Source organism: Phaeobacter sp. JH20_29, from assembly GCF_048056175.1.
Taxonomy (GTDB): domain Bacteria; phylum Pseudomonadota; class Alphaproteobacteria; order Rhodobacterales; family Rhodobacteraceae; genus Phaeobacter; species Phaeobacter bryozoorum.
This window is the reverse complement of sequence record NZ_JAYMWO010000021.1, coordinates 66,606-82,078: the sequence shown is the minus strand read 5'-3', so window position 1 is coordinate 82,078 and position 15,473 is coordinate 66,606. Positions and strand designations below refer to the sequence as shown.

Genomic DNA, 15,473 nt, shown 5'->3' with positions numbered 1-15,473 from the left:
GGGAACGCATCCGCCTGAGGTTGGTCAACGCAGCCAATGCCCGGATATTCGGGCTGGATTTCGGGGGGCTTGCGCCGGTCGTGGTCGCTCTGGACGGTCAACCCGTGGCACCTCATGCACCAGACGGTGACGTCGTGCTGGTCGGCCCGGCCATGCGTGTCGATCTGGTGATTGATATGACCGGCAAGCCCGGAGATAGCGTGACCGTGACCGATGTCTTCTACAGGGATCTGGAATACCGTCTGGTCGATCTCGCCTACGAGCCGGATCGGTTACGGGACGCGGTCCCGGACTGGTCGATGGCGCTGCCACCCAACCCGCTGGCCGAACCCGATATGCAAGCGGCCAAACGGCATCGGATTGTCTTCAATGGCGGCATGATGGGGCAGATGATGATGGGCGGCGGCATGGGGTCGATGATGGAGCAGATGCGCGAAGGCAACATGTGGTTCATCAACGGCGAAGCAGCAACGGGGCATATGATGGATCCATTGCTGGTCCTGCCGCAGGGCACGTCGCATGTGCTCCAGATGGACAATCGCACCGCGTGGCATCACCCGATGCATCTTCATGGACATTCGTTCCGTGTGATCACACGGAACGGGCAACCGACACGGCATCGCGAATGGCAGGACACCGTCCTGATGGCACCGGAGGAACGGGTCGAGATCGCCTTCGTGGCGGACAATCCGGGAGACTGGATGTTCCATTGTCACATCCTGGAACACCAGGCGGCCGGCATGATGGGCATCATACGTGTCGATCCTGGCACGACCAAAACCTGAAACAATTTCACGTAACGATCACCACGAAAGGAAAGAACCGATGAAGAAACTAATTGGACTTGCCAGTCTTGGCACCGCAGGTGCTGCCGCTGTCCTTGCAATGAGCCTGAATGCCGCGCCTGCCGCAGCGCAAGAGGCCACGCTCTACAAGAACCCGCAATGCGGATGCTGCGAGAGCTATGCCGACTACCTCCGCGAGAACGGCTTCACGGTCGAGGTAAAGCCGACTCACGATCTGGCTCAGATCAGCCGTGATGCAGGTATCCTGGACGATTTCCAGGGCTGCCATACGACCTTTCTGGGAGACTACGTCGTCAGCGGTCATGTGCCGATCAATGTCGTCAACAAGTTGCTTGATGAGCGCCCGGACATTGCCGGCCTGACACTTCCTGGCATGCCGTTGGGATCCCCGGGTATGGGCGGCGAGAAGCAGGAACCGTTCAAGATCTACACCATCGAAGAAGGTGTGAACCCGACCGTCTATGCGGTCGAATGATCAATTGCGCGGTCTGGTGCGATCCCGTGCCAGACCGGCTTGAAGGGAAATTAAAGGATGAACTGCATGATGACGGACGGTGGAATGATGGGTGGCGGCATGATGATCGCGATGGGACTCGTTTGGTTGCTGATCGTGGCGGTGCTGGTGCTCGCGGCGATCGCCCTGGTCAAATACATCCGCTCGGACAACGGGAAATAGAAATGCGCCGGGATGCGGAATGAGGGCGCCAACAGTGGCGACAGTTTGTTGTCGATGGGATTGGTCTGGGCGATTTGCGTCCTGCTTTTCGTGGCATCGCTCGTGGCACTCTTCATCCTTTGTATGTGGATCGCAAGAAGAAGGCACAAGCGACATGAAAAACACCATTAGGCTCGCCGCACTCTTGCTGGCTGCAACGGTCTTGCCCGTTTCGGCGCAGGTCGACCTGCTCGCGGGCGAACGCCTTTATCAGGAGAATTGCGCCAGTTGCCACGGTGCAAACCTGGAGGGGCAGCCTGATTGGCGCACCCGATTGCCGAACGGCAGGGTGCCTGCCCCGCCGCATGACGCCTCTGGCCATACCTGGCACCATCCGGATCGCGTATTGTTCGACATCGTGAAACGCGGACCAGCGGCGATTGTCGGGACCGGTTACGAAAGCGACATGCCCGGGTATGAGGGCGTGCTGACAGACGACGAGATCACGTCGATCATCGACTACATCAAGAGCACCTGGCCCGACAAAGAGCGTGCCTTTCAGAGTGAGCGGACCCGCGAGGACCAGCAAGCACAGCCATGACCAGCACTCGCGACAACAAGATTGTTCCCGCGCCCCGCCGGAGAAATCTGGGCTTTGTGCTGGTGCCCGTGGTGGCTTTGGCCCTCATGGTTCTGTTCGGCTGGGGGCTTTTCAGGGGTGCTGACGACCTGCCATCGGCGCTTCTCGGCAAATCTGTGCCGGAATTTGTGCTTCCCCCGGTTCTCGGTCGCAAGGAAGGTCTTTCGACGCAGGACCTGATCGGCCATGTCTCGCTGGTGAATGTCTTCGCATCATGGTGTGTGCCCTGCCGTGCCGAACATCCGCTGTTCATGGAATTGAGTGCCACAGGCGAAGTGCCGCTCTACGGGATCAACTACAAGGACCCGCCCGATCAAGCGCGCGCCTGGCTTGACGAACTGGGCGATCCCTACGCGCGCATCGGGGCCGACATCGACGGACGTGCGGGCATCGAGTGGGGCGTTTACGGCGTGCCCGAAACCTATGTCATCACGTCCAACGGCACCATCGCCTACCGCCATGTCGGACCGATCACTCGGGCAATCTTGCGCGAAACCCTGTTGCCGATCGTCCGGGATCTGAAAAACCAATCTTTCAAGGAGCCAACGCCATGAAATATCTCAAAACGGCGCTGCTCGTCTGGGCATTGTCCGTCGGCACGGCGTTTGCCGGGCCGCAAGGCTTCGCACTGCACGACACGCCGCAGCCGGTGATCAATCTGCGCTACGAGACCGAGGACGGCAGCCGTGGGGACATGGAGGATTTTCGCGGCAAGGTGATCCTCCTGAACGTCTGGGCAACCTGGTGCGTGCCGTGCCGTGAGGAAATGCCGACACTGGATGCACTTCAGGCGGAACTTGGCAGCGACCGCTTCGAAGTTGTCGCCCTGTCCATTGACAGGGCGGGGTCGCCCGTCGTGCGGCGTTTCTACGACCAGATCGGTATCACCAACCTCGCGATGTATGTCGACGAGACCATGCTGTCGATGACCGCGCTGCGCACCGTCGGCCTGCCGACAACGATCCTGATCGACGCGCAGGGGCAGGAGCTGGGACGGCTGGTCGGCCCTGCCGATTGGGATGATCCCGAGATGGTGTCATTCTTGCGGAATTTTATCGAATGAGTGCCGCCAAAAGAATAGCGCCCGCCCTTGACCATCCGGTTACTGGAATGGCTGGTTTTCAAACATCGAAAGGATTTTCCGGATGACCGACATATCACCTTCCAACATTGCGGGTGCCGCCGACATTGAAAGCGCTGGCAACCGGCCGCGGTGGCTTACGCGCAGACGATTGCTATTCGTCGGTGCGGCAACCGTGATGGGCGGCGGCATGGCCCTGAACTGGGGATGGCTCACCGCGATCGGTCTCGCGCCTGTCCTGGTCTCGCTGGCACCCTGTGTCGTGATGTGCGGCCTTGGTCTGTGCATGAAGGGCGGGTCCGGGGGGAAATGCAGCGATGCGGGTAGTGGCAAGCCCGATCAACCCGAAGGGCGAGAAAGTTGAGCAGGTTTCTAACACGGCGCGCTGCCTTGGCGACACTTGCGGCCACGATCTCCTCTCCGGCCTTCGCCGATCATCCCGGTGAAAACTTGGATGCGCGCATGTTCGAGATGGAGCCGTACTTTCAGGCCATCGATGCAGCGCAGGCTCCCGATTTCGAGTTGCAGGATGCGGAGGGCAATCCCGTACGCCTGTCCGATTTCAGCGACAAGGTTATCATCCTGCATTTCATCTACGTCAACTGCCCGGATATCTGCCCGCTCCACGCGGAAAAGATCGCGGCGGTTCAGGCTTCGATCAACGACGGGCCGATGAAGGATCTGGTCCAGTTCACCTCGATCACGACCGATCCGGTGAATGACACGCCGGACGTTCTGCGCGGGTACGGAGACCGGCAAGGTTTCGATCCGACCAACTGGGTCATTCTGACCAAACGGCCTGATCAGGCTGACGACGCGACGCGCCTTCTGGCGCGGGACTATGGGCTGGAATTCACGATGACCGCCGACAGCGACATGATGATGCACGGTGCGGTCACCCATGTCGTGGATATCGGGGGGCGGTTCGCCGCAAAGTTCCATGGCATGGAATTCAAGAATGTGAACCTGATCCTCTATGTCAGCGAGTTGATCAACAATGCCCAGCACCGACGCCGGGAACGCGGTTGGTGGGACCGCCTGACAGGGGCTTTTCAATGAGTGATATCGCGATTGGCGTCATGCCATCTTCGGCGGATAGAATTTCCCTGACAGCGCTGCGTCGGTATTTTTCAGTGATCATCCCAGCCAATCTGATCTGGGAATTCGCCCACATGCCGCTCTACACGATCTGGAACGAGGGCACCTGGGGTGAGATCGTCTTCGCCGCGGTTCATTGCACGGGTGGCGACATCCTGATTGCCATGAGCGCGCTGGTGCTCGCCTTGATGCTGACGGGCCGAGGCTGGCCCATTGTCGCTTCGACGCGACGCTCGGTAACCGTCCTGACGGTGGTGTTCGGGTTGGGATATACGCTGTTCAGCGAATGGCTCAACATCGTGATCCGCGCGGCTTGGGCCTATTCGGACCTGATGCCGATCATTCCGGTCCTCGATGCGGGGCTGTCGCCCGTGCTGCAATGGATCGTGATCCCGCTGGTCGCGTTCTGGTGGGCGGCGCGACCCTTCAGCGGACATGGAAACGCATGATGGATATTTCCGGCATCGGCATCGTCGCGGCGTTTCTGGCGGGGGCCATTTCGTTCCTGTCGCCCTGCGTCCTGCCGCTGGTGCCGGGCTATGTCTCCTATATTGCGGGCCAGCCGGATTTGCGCACGACGCGATCGGTCGGCCTGCGGGCCCGCGCCGGGGCACTTGGGCTGAGCGCCTGCTTCGTTTTGGGATTTTCCACGGTCTTTGTCGCGTTGGGGGCCGGGGCCAGCGCGCTCGGGTCGCTGCTTCTGACCTGGCGCACTGAACTCAACTATCTGGGCGGGGCGATCATCATCCTATTCGGACTGGTCATGCTGGGTGCCTTCCGTTTGGAAGCGTTCTCGCGTGACACCCGCTTCACACTCGACATTCCGGGGGGGCGCCCGCTTGGAGCCTACGTCCTGGGCTTGGCCTTCGCCTTTGGATGGACGCCCTGCATCGGGCCGATCCTTGGCGCGATCCTGACACTCAGTTCGACCTCCGGCGGCATGTCGGACGGAATCTGGCTACTGTCGATTTATTCCGCTGGGCTGGGCGTGCCGTTTCTGCTGGCCGCGCTGTTCACCGACGCCATCGCCGCGCGGGTCAGACAGATCGGCAAGGCCGGTCGCTGGCTCTACAAGGGTGCAGGCGTCGCCATGATCATCATGGGCGTTGCCATCATGACCGGCCAATTGTCCCGGTTTGCCTACTGGCTCTTGGGAACCTTCCCATTCCTGGCCTCAATCGGTTAATTCTCCTTGGCATTTCTGAGGTGAAGCCAGATCAGTATTGCCCCAATGACGAGAAATATCAGGTTTAGGAAGAACGTGTAGTCGATGCTGAACCGGACCATCTCCTGAAGCGAAGGCCGCTCGGTCGGGATCATCCCGACGAGAGCGAACAGGTAATGCACCGTAATTCCCGCAGCGACCATGCACAGGTACAGCAAGCCTGAAAGATAGAGCGCATACTGCCAGCCGTAATACTTTGCGTGCACCCAGATCACCGTGGCAGCAACAAGATCGGCGCCGAGAAAGGCGATCACACCTCCGAACGACGCGTCACGCGACCAGAGCATCGCAGCCAGGGGGACATTGCCCATCGACCCGATGAAGGTGAAGAAGGCCACGACCGGTGCCACCAGCGCGTTTTCAAGAATGATCAGGAAGCCCGGCGCGCCCTGCGCACCGCCATCTCCGACCAGGAAGATCGCGTTCCAGAAGCTCTGTGGCACAAAGACGGAAATGAAACCCGCGACCGTGAAGCCGAACAGGATCTCCTTCCAGACCATCTGCCATTCCATGAAGAAAGCGCGGGCGATCCGATTCCATCCTTCGCGGGACAGCAGCTTGTCGCGGAACGATCCCTTCATGGTCTGGTCCCTGTCCATACCTTCGTCGGACTGGGCCTTCTCCGCGTGCTCTTTTGCGCTTTCGACAAGCGATCTTGGAAACCATATCAGGGTAAGGGCATAGGCGTAGATCGTCATCAGGATGCCAAGCATGAAATTCGCCACCATGAATTTCCAGCCCAGCAGGACCAGAAGGACGATTCCAAGCTCGATCACCAGATTTGTCGATGAAATCAGGAAGGCGATGGAATTGACCGGATGAGCACCCTTCACGAGGATCGAACGCGACGCGGCAAGGGCCGCGAAGGAACAGGACGACGACACGAAACCAAAGAAGCTGGCAATGCCTGCCTTCCTGGCACCGCGATCGCCCAGAACACGCGCCATCTGATCCCGTGTCACGAAAATCTGGATGCCTGCGGAGATGATATACCCGAAGATCAGCGCCCAGAGCGCCTTCCAGAGCATGCCCGCCCCGGTCGTGAATGCTTCGACTATCTGGTCCATTCAGCTTGACCTTTTTTTGCAGTGATGCCTGATCTGCGCACCTGCCGGGAGAACGAGTCTGAGGGATGTGAAAACGGCATCCGCCTTTCAGCCGATCAGATAGACTCTGATCGGCATCCAAATCCCCATGACCATCATCATCAGATTTTCCGTGAGCGAGACAAAGCCAAGCGGAACATTGCTGTCACCACCGACACAGGCGCATTTCAATTCACGCTTGTCGATATAGACCGCCTTGAAAACCGATACCGCGCCGACAGTGCCGATGAACAAGGCCACCGGTGCCGAAAGCCAGGTCAGCGCCCCGGCGACCATGAGGATACCTGCGAAAGCCTCTCCGAACGGATAGATCTTGCCATAACGCACCCACCGACGCGCCAGCAGGTCGTAGTTCAGGAACATGGTCGAAAAGCTTTCGACATCCTGAAGTTTTTGTACGGCCAGAAAGCACATCGAGATGGAAATGAACCATTCCAGCCCGCGCAGGGTGAAAATGGTCTCGAAGCTGTACCATGACAAACCGAGCGCCATCAGGAACGCCACGGCAAAGATCGCAATCACCGGCTGATAGGACGTGTCCGAGCGTTCGTCTTCGGGCGCATCGATGCCGAAATGGACCCGAAGGTCGTCATATCCGCCGATCCGCTCGTCCCCGATCCAGGTTTGCGGGGTGGTTTCGACGCCGTGCTTTTCCATGAAAGCGTCGGTTTCCTCACGCGTGGTCAACGGGTGATCCTCGACCTTGAAACCCTCGCGCTCCAGCAGGTCCTTGGATTTGAGTCCATAGGGACAGAGGTGGTCGGGCATCACCATCCGGTAAAGCCTGGCTGTCTGGGTTGTGTCTTTTGGCATGTCATATCCTCCGTTTCAGGGTTCAGGCGTCGCAGCCATAGAAGCCGCGATAGCCTGCCCGCAGGCCGGCATCGAGCTCGAGAACGAGGTTGGCGTCCTGCATTTCACCGCTGTTTACCAGCGCCGCAGCCCCGTCCGGGGCACTGAGGGCCACAGACATTCCTTCGGCGCTCAGGGTGTCGGTTCCGCCGGTTGAACCAAGACGCACCAGATCGCCGCTGATCTTGGCCAGCGCTGCCGGGGTGCCGTCGATCTGTCCTGCGGCAAGCACAGGTTTGCTGGTCGTGGTATACCTGAAGGTGCAGATGGCCCCGTCCGGGAAAAGCTGCGCGATCTCATCGCCGGTCAGGAATTCCAGATCGAGGATGGCGATTTCAGCGGATGAGAGTGCCTCGTTCAGATCGACGATGCGGGCCGGACCATCCGGGCTCTCATCAGCCGCGTCACCATTCGCGTCGATGTCATTCACCAGATACCGCATCTCGGCGATTTCCTTGTCCTGGGCAAAGATGATCTCGTCGGCCAGTTTGCGCACCCGCGGGTCAGAAATGTTGGCGCGGCTCGACGTCATGATCGCGATCGAATGGTGCGGGATCATTGCCCTCATGTAGCTGGTATCACCGACCGTCACCTGGCTCCGGACCAGCCAGAGGGATCCGGCAAACACCACGGCGCCGCCAACAAAGATGGCAGCGTTGATCGCCTTGTTGGAGTACATCGACAGCATGAAGCCCAGCATGATGATCGCCATTGTGGCCCCCATCAGCACGGCCATATACGCGCGTGTTTCGGACCAGAAGATATGGCTCAGCAGATAGGTGTTGAGATACATCAGGATGAACATCACCACCGTGGATGTGGCGATCATTGCGAAAAAGCGTAGGTATGACATTGGCGACCTCCAGTCTCGAAAAATTGATGACCTACGGGAGGAACAACTTTACCGCGCTGGAATGTTCCACCGCTTCCGTGAGGGTCCGGCTTTTGGGAACGTCAAAGCTACCCGGACGCCTTGCTGATACTGCCCGCCTTATGTTCCATCGCCAGATCGGCCAGGATCGGGCAATCGGGACGGTGATCGCCCGCGCAAGCATCTACAAGATGCGACAGAGTGGCGCGCATTTCGGTCAGTTCCGCGATCTTGCAGTCAATCCGGTCAAGGTGCTCTTCGGCGATCTGCTTTACCTCGGCGCTGGCGCGGTCGGTGTCGGCATAAAGCTTGAGCAGGCTCCGGCAATCCTCGATGGTGAATCCAAGGGCGCGGGCGCGGCCGAGAAAGGCCAGCTTGTGCGCGTCGCTCTGCCGGAAGCTGCGATAGCCATTTGAACTGCGCAGCGGTTCGACAAGACCGATGTCTTCGTAGTAGCGGATCGTTTTGGCGGGAAGGCCGGAAAGGTCGGCCACATCTCCGATGTTCATGATCGTTTCCTCCTAAAGTTCATTCAGCTGGAATTGCGGATGCCGAGGCTGCGGAGACGGGGCGCGCCGTTTCGTCCATCGCCGGGCGCACGCGGCGCAGCCGCAGCGCATTCGTCAGCACGAAGACAGAGCTGAGTGCCATCGCACCCGCAGCCAGAACCGGCGAGAGCAAAAGCCCTGACACCGGATAAAGTACGCCGGCCGCAACCGGGATCAGGGCGACGTTGTATCCAAATGCCCAGAACAGGTTCTGGCGGATGTTGCGCATGGTGCTCCGAGACACCTCCAGGGCGTTCACGACGCCGCGCAGATCGCCGGACATCAGCACCACATCGGCGGATTCGATGGCCACGTCGGTGCCGGTGCCAATGGCGATACCCACGTCCGAATGTGCAAGCGCGGGTGCGTCGTTGATCCCGTCGCCAACGAACGCGATGCGCTGGCCCGCGCCCCGCAGATCGTCCAGCGCCGCCACCTTGCCGTCGGGCAGAACGCCAGCGATCACATGGTCGATGCCGGTTTCGCGGGCGATAGCCTCTGCCGTTTCACGCTTGTCACCGGTGATCATGGCAACCTTCAGTCCCTGTGCGTGCAAGGCGCGGATTGCAGCGGCGCTGGACGGCTTCACCGGATCGGCTACAGCGATGACGGCGGCGACACGACCGTCAATAGCCGCGAAAAGTGCGGTGCGGCCCTGTTCGGCCAGCCGGCGCTCCTCGTCGGCCAGATCGCCGATTGTCCGCCCCTCGCGGATCATCAGGCGGTCGGCCCCGACAAGCACCTCGCGGCCCGCCACTTTTGCTCGCACGCCGTGGCCGGTAATGGATTCAAAATCCATGACGTCGTGCCGCGCGACGCCTTCGACCTTTGCCGCGCGCACGATTGCCTCGGCGATGGGGTGTTCCGATTGCGCCTCAACAGCGGCGACCAATGCCAGCACCTCGGCGCGGTCAAAACCGTCAGCAAGCACGAGATCGGTCAGTTCCGGGCGGCCCTGGGTAACCGTTCCGGTCTTGTCCAGCGCCACCACATCCACGCTGGATAGCTGTTGCAACGCGTCGCCCTTGCGAAAGAGCACGCCCATCTCGGCGGCACGTCCCGTGCCGACCATGATCGACGTCGGCGTGGCAAGACCCATCGCGCAGGGGCAGGCGATGATCAGCACGGATACGCCGGCCACCAATGCAAAGGACAGCGCGGGCGAAGGACCGACCAACAGCCAGACAATCACCGTCAAAAGCGCCAATGCCATGACAGCGGGCACGAACCAGAGCGTGATCCGGTCCACCAGCCCTTGAATCGGCAGCTTGGCGCCCTGTGCCTCTTCGACCATCCGGATGATCTGGGCCAGCGTCGTGTCGGCGCCCACACGCGTCGCGCGGAAGTGGAAGGCACCGCTGCCGTTGACGGTGCCGCCGGTGACGGGATCGCCCATGGATTTGGCCACCGGTACCGGTTCGCCGGTGATCATGCTCTCGTCCACACGGGCACTGCCCTCGGTCAGCTCACCATCCACTGCAATCCGCTCGCCGGGGCGCACGATCAGAATATCGCCCGCGACGATGCGGTCGATGGCCACATCCTGCGGCTCCCCGTCAACCAGCACACGGGCCGTCTTTGCCTGAAGGCCCAACAACTTCTGGATCGCAGCCCCGGTCCGGCCCTTCGCGCGGGCCTCCAGCCAGCGGCCCAGAAGGATGAGCACCACGATGACCGCCGCCGCCTCGAAATAGACCGCGCGCGATCCCGCAGGCAGCAGCGTCGGTGCGAAAAGCGCCACAAGTGAATAGATGTAGGCCGCCGAAGTGCCAACCGCGACAAGGCTGTTCATGTCCGGCGCGCCTTTCAACAGTGCCGGGAAACCGCGTGTGTAAAAAGTACGTCCTGGCCAGAGCAGGACTGCCGTGGTCAACACGAACTGGATCATCCAGCTGGTCCAGTGGCCGATGGTGTCACCGATCAGACCGTGCATGCCGGGGATCAGATGTGCGCCCATCTCAAGTAGAAACACCGGCAGGGCGAGGGTCGCTGCCACGACAGTCCGTCGTGCCAGATCCCGCGCCTCTTCGTTCTTGCGCGCTCCTGCGTCTTCCGATGAACTGTCTTCGGCCTGCGTGGCGGGGTAACCTGCGTCGCTGGCCGCCTTGATGAGGTCGACAACCGCGACCGCGCCCTCCAGATAGGTGACCGTAGCGGTTTCCGATGCCAGGTTGACGTTCACGTCCAGCACACCCGGCAGCACTGCCAGTGCCTTGTCCACCCGACCGACGCACGAGGCACAGGACATGGATGAAATGTTCAGACGTACGCTCCGGCTCCGGGCCGGATAGCCGATCTCCTGAAGGGTCGTGGCGATTTCGGCGATGCGCTCCGGTGCGTCGATCTGCGCCTGAGCGGTCTCGTTGGCGAGATTTACACGGACATCGCTGACCCCCGGCAGACGCGTGAGGCCACGTTCCACGCGGCCGACGCAGGAAGCGCAGGACATGTTTTGCAGGGAAAGCCGAAGGGTGCGTGGATCCGACATGAGAATCTCCTTGTTCTGATCCTCCTACAGATAGGGCCTCCAGTTACTGGAAGGTCAACAGGCATGTAGAATAAAATTCTGGCCATTGACCTTCCCGCGCCAGAACGCCTTACCTGCATGTCGTCAAAGGAGATTGCGATGTTCAGATTCAGCGTACCGAACATGAGTTGCGGCCATTGTACCGCTTCCATCCAAAAGGCCATTATGGCGGCCGACCCAGATGCAACGGTTTCGTGCGATCTGACTGCACGTATCGTCGACGTCGACAGCACTCTGGATGAAACTGCATTGGCCGCAGCGATCAGCGATGCGGGCTACAGGTCTGAGAAGCTGGCAGAGGTTCAGTAGCCAAGATGCGTCAGCAACGCTCCGCTGGACGGAGATAGTGGCTCTCTCTATGTCGCTGATATGCAACACTCTCTGACAGCAGCGGCCAAAACTCGCCTGTTTCAAAAAAAAGCGACAAACCTTCCTGCGCAGGACGGATTGACTGTACTGCGTCGGTATCCGATGTTCGCGGCATGAGCTTTCGAGTTTTCATATCAAGCTGGTCAAGGGCGTTTACGTGCATTGCGTTTGCGCTGGCATTGGTATTGTCACCACCTTCTGCCGCTCACGCGGCATCCGGCATGCATGACGGACATCAAGCCAAGTCTATTGTTGTCGTTGGTTCCGCCATGACTCATGACACCGGAAGCGATGCGCATCACGCGCATGAGAAGCTTAGGGTCGCAAGCGACATCGACATCGCAGCGTCCGACAAAGATGGCAAAGAGCAACAATCCCAAGAGTGTTGCAACGGTATCTGTATTTCTGTCGTCTTCCTCGAAGACACCAAGATCAAAGCAGAGCCGGTTGGTACAAGTGAATATGTCATTCTGGACGGTCAAACGTATTCGGTAGAAACAGCAGGGTTCCTGCGGCCCCCTCGATTCCTGATCTGAACCGGCGCCCAAATCGGGTGTGAGCCTTGCGCAGATTCTGCGTGAGACAACGTTCACCAATCAGGTTACTTTCATGAAAACTCATCTACTTATGGGGGCTTCGGCCCTCGCACTTGGCGCATGTGCTTACGAGCCTACGCCACTGCCCATCGTGACGGCCCAACAGGCTGTTACAAATACTGCGGTCGCATCACCAATCAGGTATCAAGATCCGCTTGCCGGCTACACCTATCGTGGCCCCACCGGCCCACGTGATTGGCGCTCAGTCAACGAAGAACAGACGGAGGGCAACTGATGCGCGTTTCAAAATACCCGGTGATCGTTGGGTTTCCGTTACTCTTGGGCGCCTGCGCGACAGCCGTTCCCGGAGCCTATACCGAGCAAAAAGCCGGGTTTTCCAACGTGTCGAGCCAAACCGCTGCGGCGATCGGAAAACGCACCGCATTTGCTCAGACCCAAGCGGAAAACGTAGCGTTGACTCGTGAAGTAAAGAGCATGGTTTATCGTAAAACTATTTCCGCGGAAACTGCGGTTCAGGTAGCTCTACTCAACAACAAGGGTTTACAGGCGGCTTATGCAAACGTCGGATTGTCTGCTGCTGAGGCATGGCAACAGGCGACGCCCGAGAACCCAGTAGTTTCAATTGGACTGTTCGGCTTGGGTGCTCCGGAGCTGGGAGTGTATCGTAGTATCGAAGGTCTGATCCGAACGAATATCCTGGATGCGACGACCCGAAAGCAGCGTATGGCGATCGCAGAAGCCGCATTCCAGCAGGCCCAATTGACAGCCGTGAACGATACGCTTTCTCTGGCCGCTGAAACGCGGGCCGCCTGGATTGATACCGTGTCCGCTTTTGAGACGGTCAGTTATCTCAGACAAGCAAAGGCGACCTCCGATGCTGGCTCTGAATTGGCCCTTCGATTGGGAGAGACAGGGGCATTGAACAAGGCGGGCCAAGCGCGGGAGCAAGCCTTTAATGCCGAGCTTGCCGGCCAATTGGCTCAGGCGCGCCTCAACGCCGCCCGGTCTAAGGAGAACCTAACGAGATTGATGGGGCTATGGGGATCAGACCTTGAGTATTTCGTACCTGATGCTTTGCCGCCGCTTCCGGGATCGATTGGCCGTGTCTCAAACATCGAAGCCAAGGCTTTGGCAAATCGAGTTGATCTGCGCGTTGCTCAGTTAGGACTGGAGGCTCAAGCCCGTGCTTTCGGCCTTACGGACAAGACACGGATTGTGAGCGATCTTGAACTTGTTGCCGGGTTTGAAGCTGAGCGGGAACGCGAGGACGGCAACACTGAAACCGAAACCTTACCGCAACTCGAATTGGAATTTGCAATTCCAATTTATGATACTGGGCAGGCGCGCATGCGAAAAGCAGAGCTGATGTATCTGCAATCTGCAAACGTGTTGGCCGAAAAGGCGGTCAACGTTCGCTCAGAAGCGCGTGGAGCAGAAACCGCCTATCACGCATCCTACCAGATTGCGCGACATTACCGAGATGTTCTTGTTCCACTTCGTACCACTGTCGAGGAACAAGGTTTGCTGTCTTACAACGGTATGATCACCAACACATTCGAACTGCTTCAGGACGTGCGTGAGAAGCTAAGTGCGTCTCTCGAAGCGGCAAATGCAAAACGCGAATTCTACTTGGCCCAAGCTGACCTGACCGCTGCCATTTACGGCGGTGGTGCAGGCAGTGCCGGTGCCGGTGGAGAAGGCGCAACACTTGCCGCCGGTGGCGGCGCAGGACACTGAAAGGAACTGACATGTTGAACAGACGTCAATTACTCGGAGCCGGTGCGGCAGGTGCAACGCTGGTCTCTTCGAAAGCCTGGGGTCAAACCTTGAACATGGGATTGCCCGAAGCCGCGCAAATGGACAGTGCGGCAACGGCGATCACGGCGCGTCCCAATTCCGGGCCGGACTACACACCTGTGGTCACATTGAACGGATGGACCCTGCCACACCGGATGAACAACGGCGTGAAGGAATTTCACCTCGTGGCCGAACCGGTAGAACGCGAGCTTGCCGACGGCATGATCGCGCATTTGTGGGGCTACAACGGCCAATCCACCGGCCCGACGATCGAAGCAGTCGAAGGCGACCGGGTGCGCATCTACGTCACCAATAAGCTACCGGAAGGCACAACGGTACACTGGCACGGGCTGATTCTTCCGTCGGGCATGGATGGGGTCTCCGGGTTGAGCCATCCCAGCATCCCGCCGGGCAAAACCTTCGTCTACGAATTCGACTTGGTGAAGTCCGGAACGTTCATGTACCACCCCCACGGCGATGAAATGACCCAGATGGCGATGGGGATGATGGGCATGTTCGTGGTCCACCCCAAGGATCCCACATTCATGCCGGTGGATCGTGATTTCCTGATCATGCTGAATGCTTTCGACATCGATCCGGGGACCTATGTACCCCGCATCATGACGATGACGGATTTCAACCTTTGGACCTGGAACAGCCGGATCTTCCCCGACATCGATCCGCTGGTCGTGAACAAGGGCGACCGGGTGCGAGTACGGGTTGGGAACCTTACGATGACGAACCACCCGATCCATATGCACGGCTATGACTTCAAGGTCACCTGCACGGATGGCGGCTGGGTGCCGCCTGAAGCACAGTGGCCGGAGGTCAGCATCGACATTCCCGTAGGTGCGATGCGCGCCTACGAATTCGTCGCCGATCATCTGGGAGATTGGGCGATCCATTGCCACAAATCGCACCATACGATGAACGCCATGGGCCATGACGTGCCGACGTTCATCGGGGTGAACAAGAAGCCGCTGACCCAGAAGATCCGTCAATTCCAGCCGGAATACATGCCAATGGGCATGTCCGGCATGGGCGACATGGCAAAAATGGAAATGCCGCTACCCGACAATACCATCCCGATGATGACGGGTTGGGGCCCGTACGGACCCATCGAGATGGGCGGCATGTTTTCGGTCGTGAAGGTGCGGGACGGCATCGACGCGGACGATTACTCCGATCCCGGCTGGTACGAGAACCCTCCGGGCGAGATGGCCTACGAATGGACTGGCGAATTACCCGACTTTGCCTCCAACAACAGCCCCAAAACCATTCTCACACCGAAACCAACCTCGAAGGGCTGAGCGGCCCTTCGTCATCTCCAACCGAACCAAC

Annotated in this window: 19 protein-coding genes; 14 read left to right on the top strand and 5 right to left on the bottom strand. The window is 59.3% G+C overall.

The annotated features are described in order from the left end of the window. The 10 genes from VWZ85_RS19430 to VWZ85_RS19385 all read left to right on the top strand — a co-directional run. Positions 1-785 (top strand): multicopper oxidase family protein (locus VWZ85_RS19430; protein WP_416535768.1); only part of this gene is annotated, 785 nt, incomplete at its 5' end. A gap of 40 nt (positions 786-825) precedes the next feature. After that, positions 826-1,281, top strand: coding sequence for a DUF411 domain-containing protein (locus VWZ85_RS19425; protein WP_416535767.1), 456 nt, complete (start codon positions 826-828; stop codon positions 1,279-1,281). Positions 1,282-1,347: 66 nt separating this feature from the next. Further along, the gene (locus tag VWZ85_RS19420) at positions 1,348-1,482 is read left to right on the top strand and encodes a hypothetical protein (protein WP_416535766.1); all 135 of its coding nucleotides are present in this window, start codon (positions 1,348-1,350) and stop codon (positions 1,480-1,482) included. A gap of 154 nt (positions 1,483-1,636) precedes the next feature. Further along, positions 1,637-2,062: a c-type cytochrome gene (locus tag VWZ85_RS19415; RefSeq protein ID WP_416535765.1), complete on the top strand. Its 426-nt coding sequence runs from the start codon at positions 1,637-1,639 to the stop codon at positions 2,060-2,062. Next, on the top strand, positions 2,059-2,655 hold the full coding sequence (locus VWZ85_RS19410) for a DsbE family thiol:disulfide interchange protein (protein ID WP_416535764.1): 597 nt from the start codon (positions 2,059-2,061) through the stop codon (positions 2,653-2,655). Before VWZ85_RS19415 ends, VWZ85_RS19410 begins: the two co-directional genes overlap by 4 nt. Next, the gene (locus tag VWZ85_RS19405; RefSeq protein ID WP_416535763.1) at positions 2,652-3,164 is read left to right on the top strand and encodes a TlpA family protein disulfide reductase; all 513 of its coding nucleotides are present in this window, start codon (positions 2,652-2,654) and stop codon (positions 3,162-3,164) included. The genes VWZ85_RS19410 and VWZ85_RS19405 overlap by 4 nt, the downstream gene beginning before the upstream one ends. An 82-nt stretch (positions 3,165-3,246) precedes the next feature. Next, entirely contained in the window at positions 3,247-3,546 is a 300-nt protein-coding gene (locus VWZ85_RS19400) for a hypothetical protein (RefSeq protein ID WP_416535762.1), read from the top strand. Next, positions 3,543-4,241 (top strand): SCO family protein, encoded by a 699-nt coding sequence (locus tag VWZ85_RS19395; RefSeq protein WP_416535761.1) that lies wholly within the window; start codon positions 3,543-3,545, stop codon positions 4,239-4,241. The genes VWZ85_RS19400 and VWZ85_RS19395 overlap by 4 nt, the downstream gene beginning before the upstream one ends. Continuing rightward, the gene (locus VWZ85_RS19390) at positions 4,238-4,729 is read left to right on the top strand and encodes a hypothetical protein (protein WP_416535760.1); all 492 of its coding nucleotides are present in this window, start codon (positions 4,238-4,240) and stop codon (positions 4,727-4,729) included. Before VWZ85_RS19395 ends, VWZ85_RS19390 begins: the two co-directional genes overlap by 4 nt. Continuing rightward, positions 4,726-5,466, top strand: coding sequence for a cytochrome c biogenesis CcdA family protein (locus VWZ85_RS19385; protein ID WP_416535759.1), 741 nt, complete (start codon positions 4,726-4,728; stop codon positions 5,464-5,466). Before VWZ85_RS19390 ends, VWZ85_RS19385 begins: the two co-directional genes overlap by 4 nt. On the opposite strand, the gene VWZ85_RS19380 is transcribed toward VWZ85_RS19385, so the two are convergent. The 5 genes from VWZ85_RS19380 to VWZ85_RS19360 all read right to left on the bottom strand — a co-directional run bounded on the left by VWZ85_RS19380 (position 5,463) and on the right by VWZ85_RS19360 (position 11,370). Further along, positions 5,463-6,572 (bottom strand): permease, encoded by a 1,110-nt coding sequence (locus VWZ85_RS19380; protein WP_416535758.1) that lies wholly within the window; start codon positions 6,570-6,572, stop codon positions 5,463-5,465. The genes VWZ85_RS19385 and VWZ85_RS19380 overlap by 4 nt on opposite strands. A gap of 87 nt (positions 6,573-6,659) precedes the next feature. Beyond that, positions 6,660-7,424: a MauE/DoxX family redox-associated membrane protein gene (locus VWZ85_RS19375; RefSeq protein WP_416535757.1), complete on the bottom strand. Its 765-nt coding sequence runs from the start codon at positions 7,422-7,424 to the stop codon at positions 6,660-6,662. 22 nt (positions 7,425-7,446) lie between these two features. Further along, complete coding sequence (locus tag VWZ85_RS19370; RefSeq protein WP_416535756.1) at positions 7,447-8,316, bottom strand: DUF305 domain-containing protein; 870 nt, start codon at positions 8,314-8,316, stop codon at positions 7,447-7,449. Positions 8,317-8,423: 107 nt separating this feature from the next. Then, on the bottom strand, positions 8,424-8,843 hold the full coding sequence (gene cueR, locus VWZ85_RS19365) for a Cu(I)-responsive transcriptional regulator (RefSeq protein ID WP_416535755.1): 420 nt from the start codon (positions 8,841-8,843) through the stop codon (positions 8,424-8,426). A gap of 19 nt (positions 8,844-8,862) precedes the next feature. Beyond that, positions 8,863-11,370: a heavy metal translocating P-type ATPase gene (locus tag VWZ85_RS19360; protein ID WP_416535754.1), complete on the bottom strand. Its 2,508-nt coding sequence runs from the start codon at positions 11,368-11,370 to the stop codon at positions 8,863-8,865. 138 nt (positions 11,371-11,508) lie between these two features. On the opposite strand from VWZ85_RS19360, the gene VWZ85_RS19355 reads away from it, so the two are divergent. The 4 genes from VWZ85_RS19355 to VWZ85_RS19340 all read left to right on the top strand — a co-directional run bounded on the left by VWZ85_RS19355 (position 11,509) and on the right by VWZ85_RS19340 (position 15,442). Further along, positions 11,509-11,718, top strand: a complete 210-nt coding sequence (locus tag VWZ85_RS19355; protein WP_093734254.1) for a heavy-metal-associated domain-containing protein — start codon at positions 11,509-11,511, stop codon at positions 11,716-11,718. A gap of 173 nt (positions 11,719-11,891) precedes the next feature. Next, entirely contained in the window at positions 11,892-12,314 is a 423-nt protein-coding gene (locus tag VWZ85_RS19350; protein WP_416535753.1) for a hypothetical protein, read from the top strand. 294 nt (positions 12,315-12,608) lie between these two features. Then, positions 12,609-14,072, top strand: coding sequence for a TolC family protein (locus tag VWZ85_RS19345; RefSeq protein WP_416535752.1), 1,464 nt, complete (start codon positions 12,609-12,611; stop codon positions 14,070-14,072). An 11-nt stretch (positions 14,073-14,083) separates the two neighbouring features. Continuing rightward, on the top strand, positions 14,084-15,442 hold the full coding sequence (locus tag VWZ85_RS19340) for a multicopper oxidase family protein (protein ID WP_111550018.1): 1,359 nt from the start codon (positions 14,084-14,086) through the stop codon (positions 15,440-15,442). Positions 15,443-15,473: the final 31 nt, after the last annotated feature.

Bases quoted from the DNA above. Each gene is read 5' to 3' on its own strand.
- VWZ85_RS19425 (WP_416535767.1), top strand. From the start codon at position 826: ATGAAGAAACTAATTGGACTTGCCAGTCTTGGCACCGCAGGTGCTGCC.
- VWZ85_RS19420 (WP_416535766.1), top strand. From the start codon at position 1,348: ATGATGACGGACGGTGGAATGATGGGTGGCGGCATGATGATCGCGATG.
- VWZ85_RS19415 (WP_416535765.1), top strand. From the start codon at position 1,637: ATGAAAAACACCATTAGGCTCGCCGCACTCTTGCTGGCTGCAACGGTC.
- VWZ85_RS19410 (WP_416535764.1), top strand. From the start codon at position 2,059: ATGACCAGCACTCGCGACAACAAGATTGTTCCCGCGCCCCGCCGGAGA.
- VWZ85_RS19405 (WP_416535763.1), top strand. From the start codon at position 2,652: ATGAAATATCTCAAAACGGCGCTGCTCGTCTGGGCATTGTCCGTCGGC.
- VWZ85_RS19400 (WP_416535762.1), top strand. From the start codon at position 3,247: ATGACCGACATATCACCTTCCAACATTGCGGGTGCCGCCGACATTGAA.
- VWZ85_RS19390 (WP_416535760.1), top strand. From the start codon at position 4,238: ATGAGTGATATCGCGATTGGCGTCATGCCATCTTCGGCGGATAGAATT.
- VWZ85_RS19385 (WP_416535759.1), top strand. From the start codon at position 4,726: ATGATGGATATTTCCGGCATCGGCATCGTCGCGGCGTTTCTGGCGGGG.
- VWZ85_RS19380 (WP_416535758.1), bottom strand. From the start codon at position 6,572: ATGGACCAGATAGTCGAAGCATTCACGACCGGGGCGGGCATGCTCTGG.
- VWZ85_RS19375 (WP_416535757.1), bottom strand. From the start codon at position 7,424: ATGCCAAAAGACACAACCCAGACAGCCAGGCTTTACCGGATGGTGATG.
- VWZ85_RS19370 (WP_416535756.1), bottom strand. From the start codon at position 8,316: ATGTCATACCTACGCTTTTTCGCAATGATCGCCACATCCACGGTGGTG.
- cueR (WP_416535755.1), bottom strand. From the start codon at position 8,843: ATGAACATCGGAGATGTGGCCGACCTTTCCGGCCTTCCCGCCAAAACG.
- VWZ85_RS19360 (WP_416535754.1), bottom strand. From the start codon at position 11,370: ATGTCGGATCCACGCACCCTTCGGCTTTCCCTGCAAAACATGTCCTGC.
- VWZ85_RS19355 (WP_093734254.1), top strand. From the start codon at position 11,509: ATGTTCAGATTCAGCGTACCGAACATGAGTTGCGGCCATTGTACCGCT.
- VWZ85_RS19350 (WP_416535753.1), top strand. From the start codon at position 11,892: ATGAGCTTTCGAGTTTTCATATCAAGCTGGTCAAGGGCGTTTACGTGC.
- VWZ85_RS19345 (WP_416535752.1), top strand. From the start codon at position 12,609: ATGCGCGTTTCAAAATACCCGGTGATCGTTGGGTTTCCGTTACTCTTG.
- VWZ85_RS19340 (WP_111550018.1), top strand. From the start codon at position 14,084: ATGTTGAACAGACGTCAATTACTCGGAGCCGGTGCGGCAGGTGCAACG.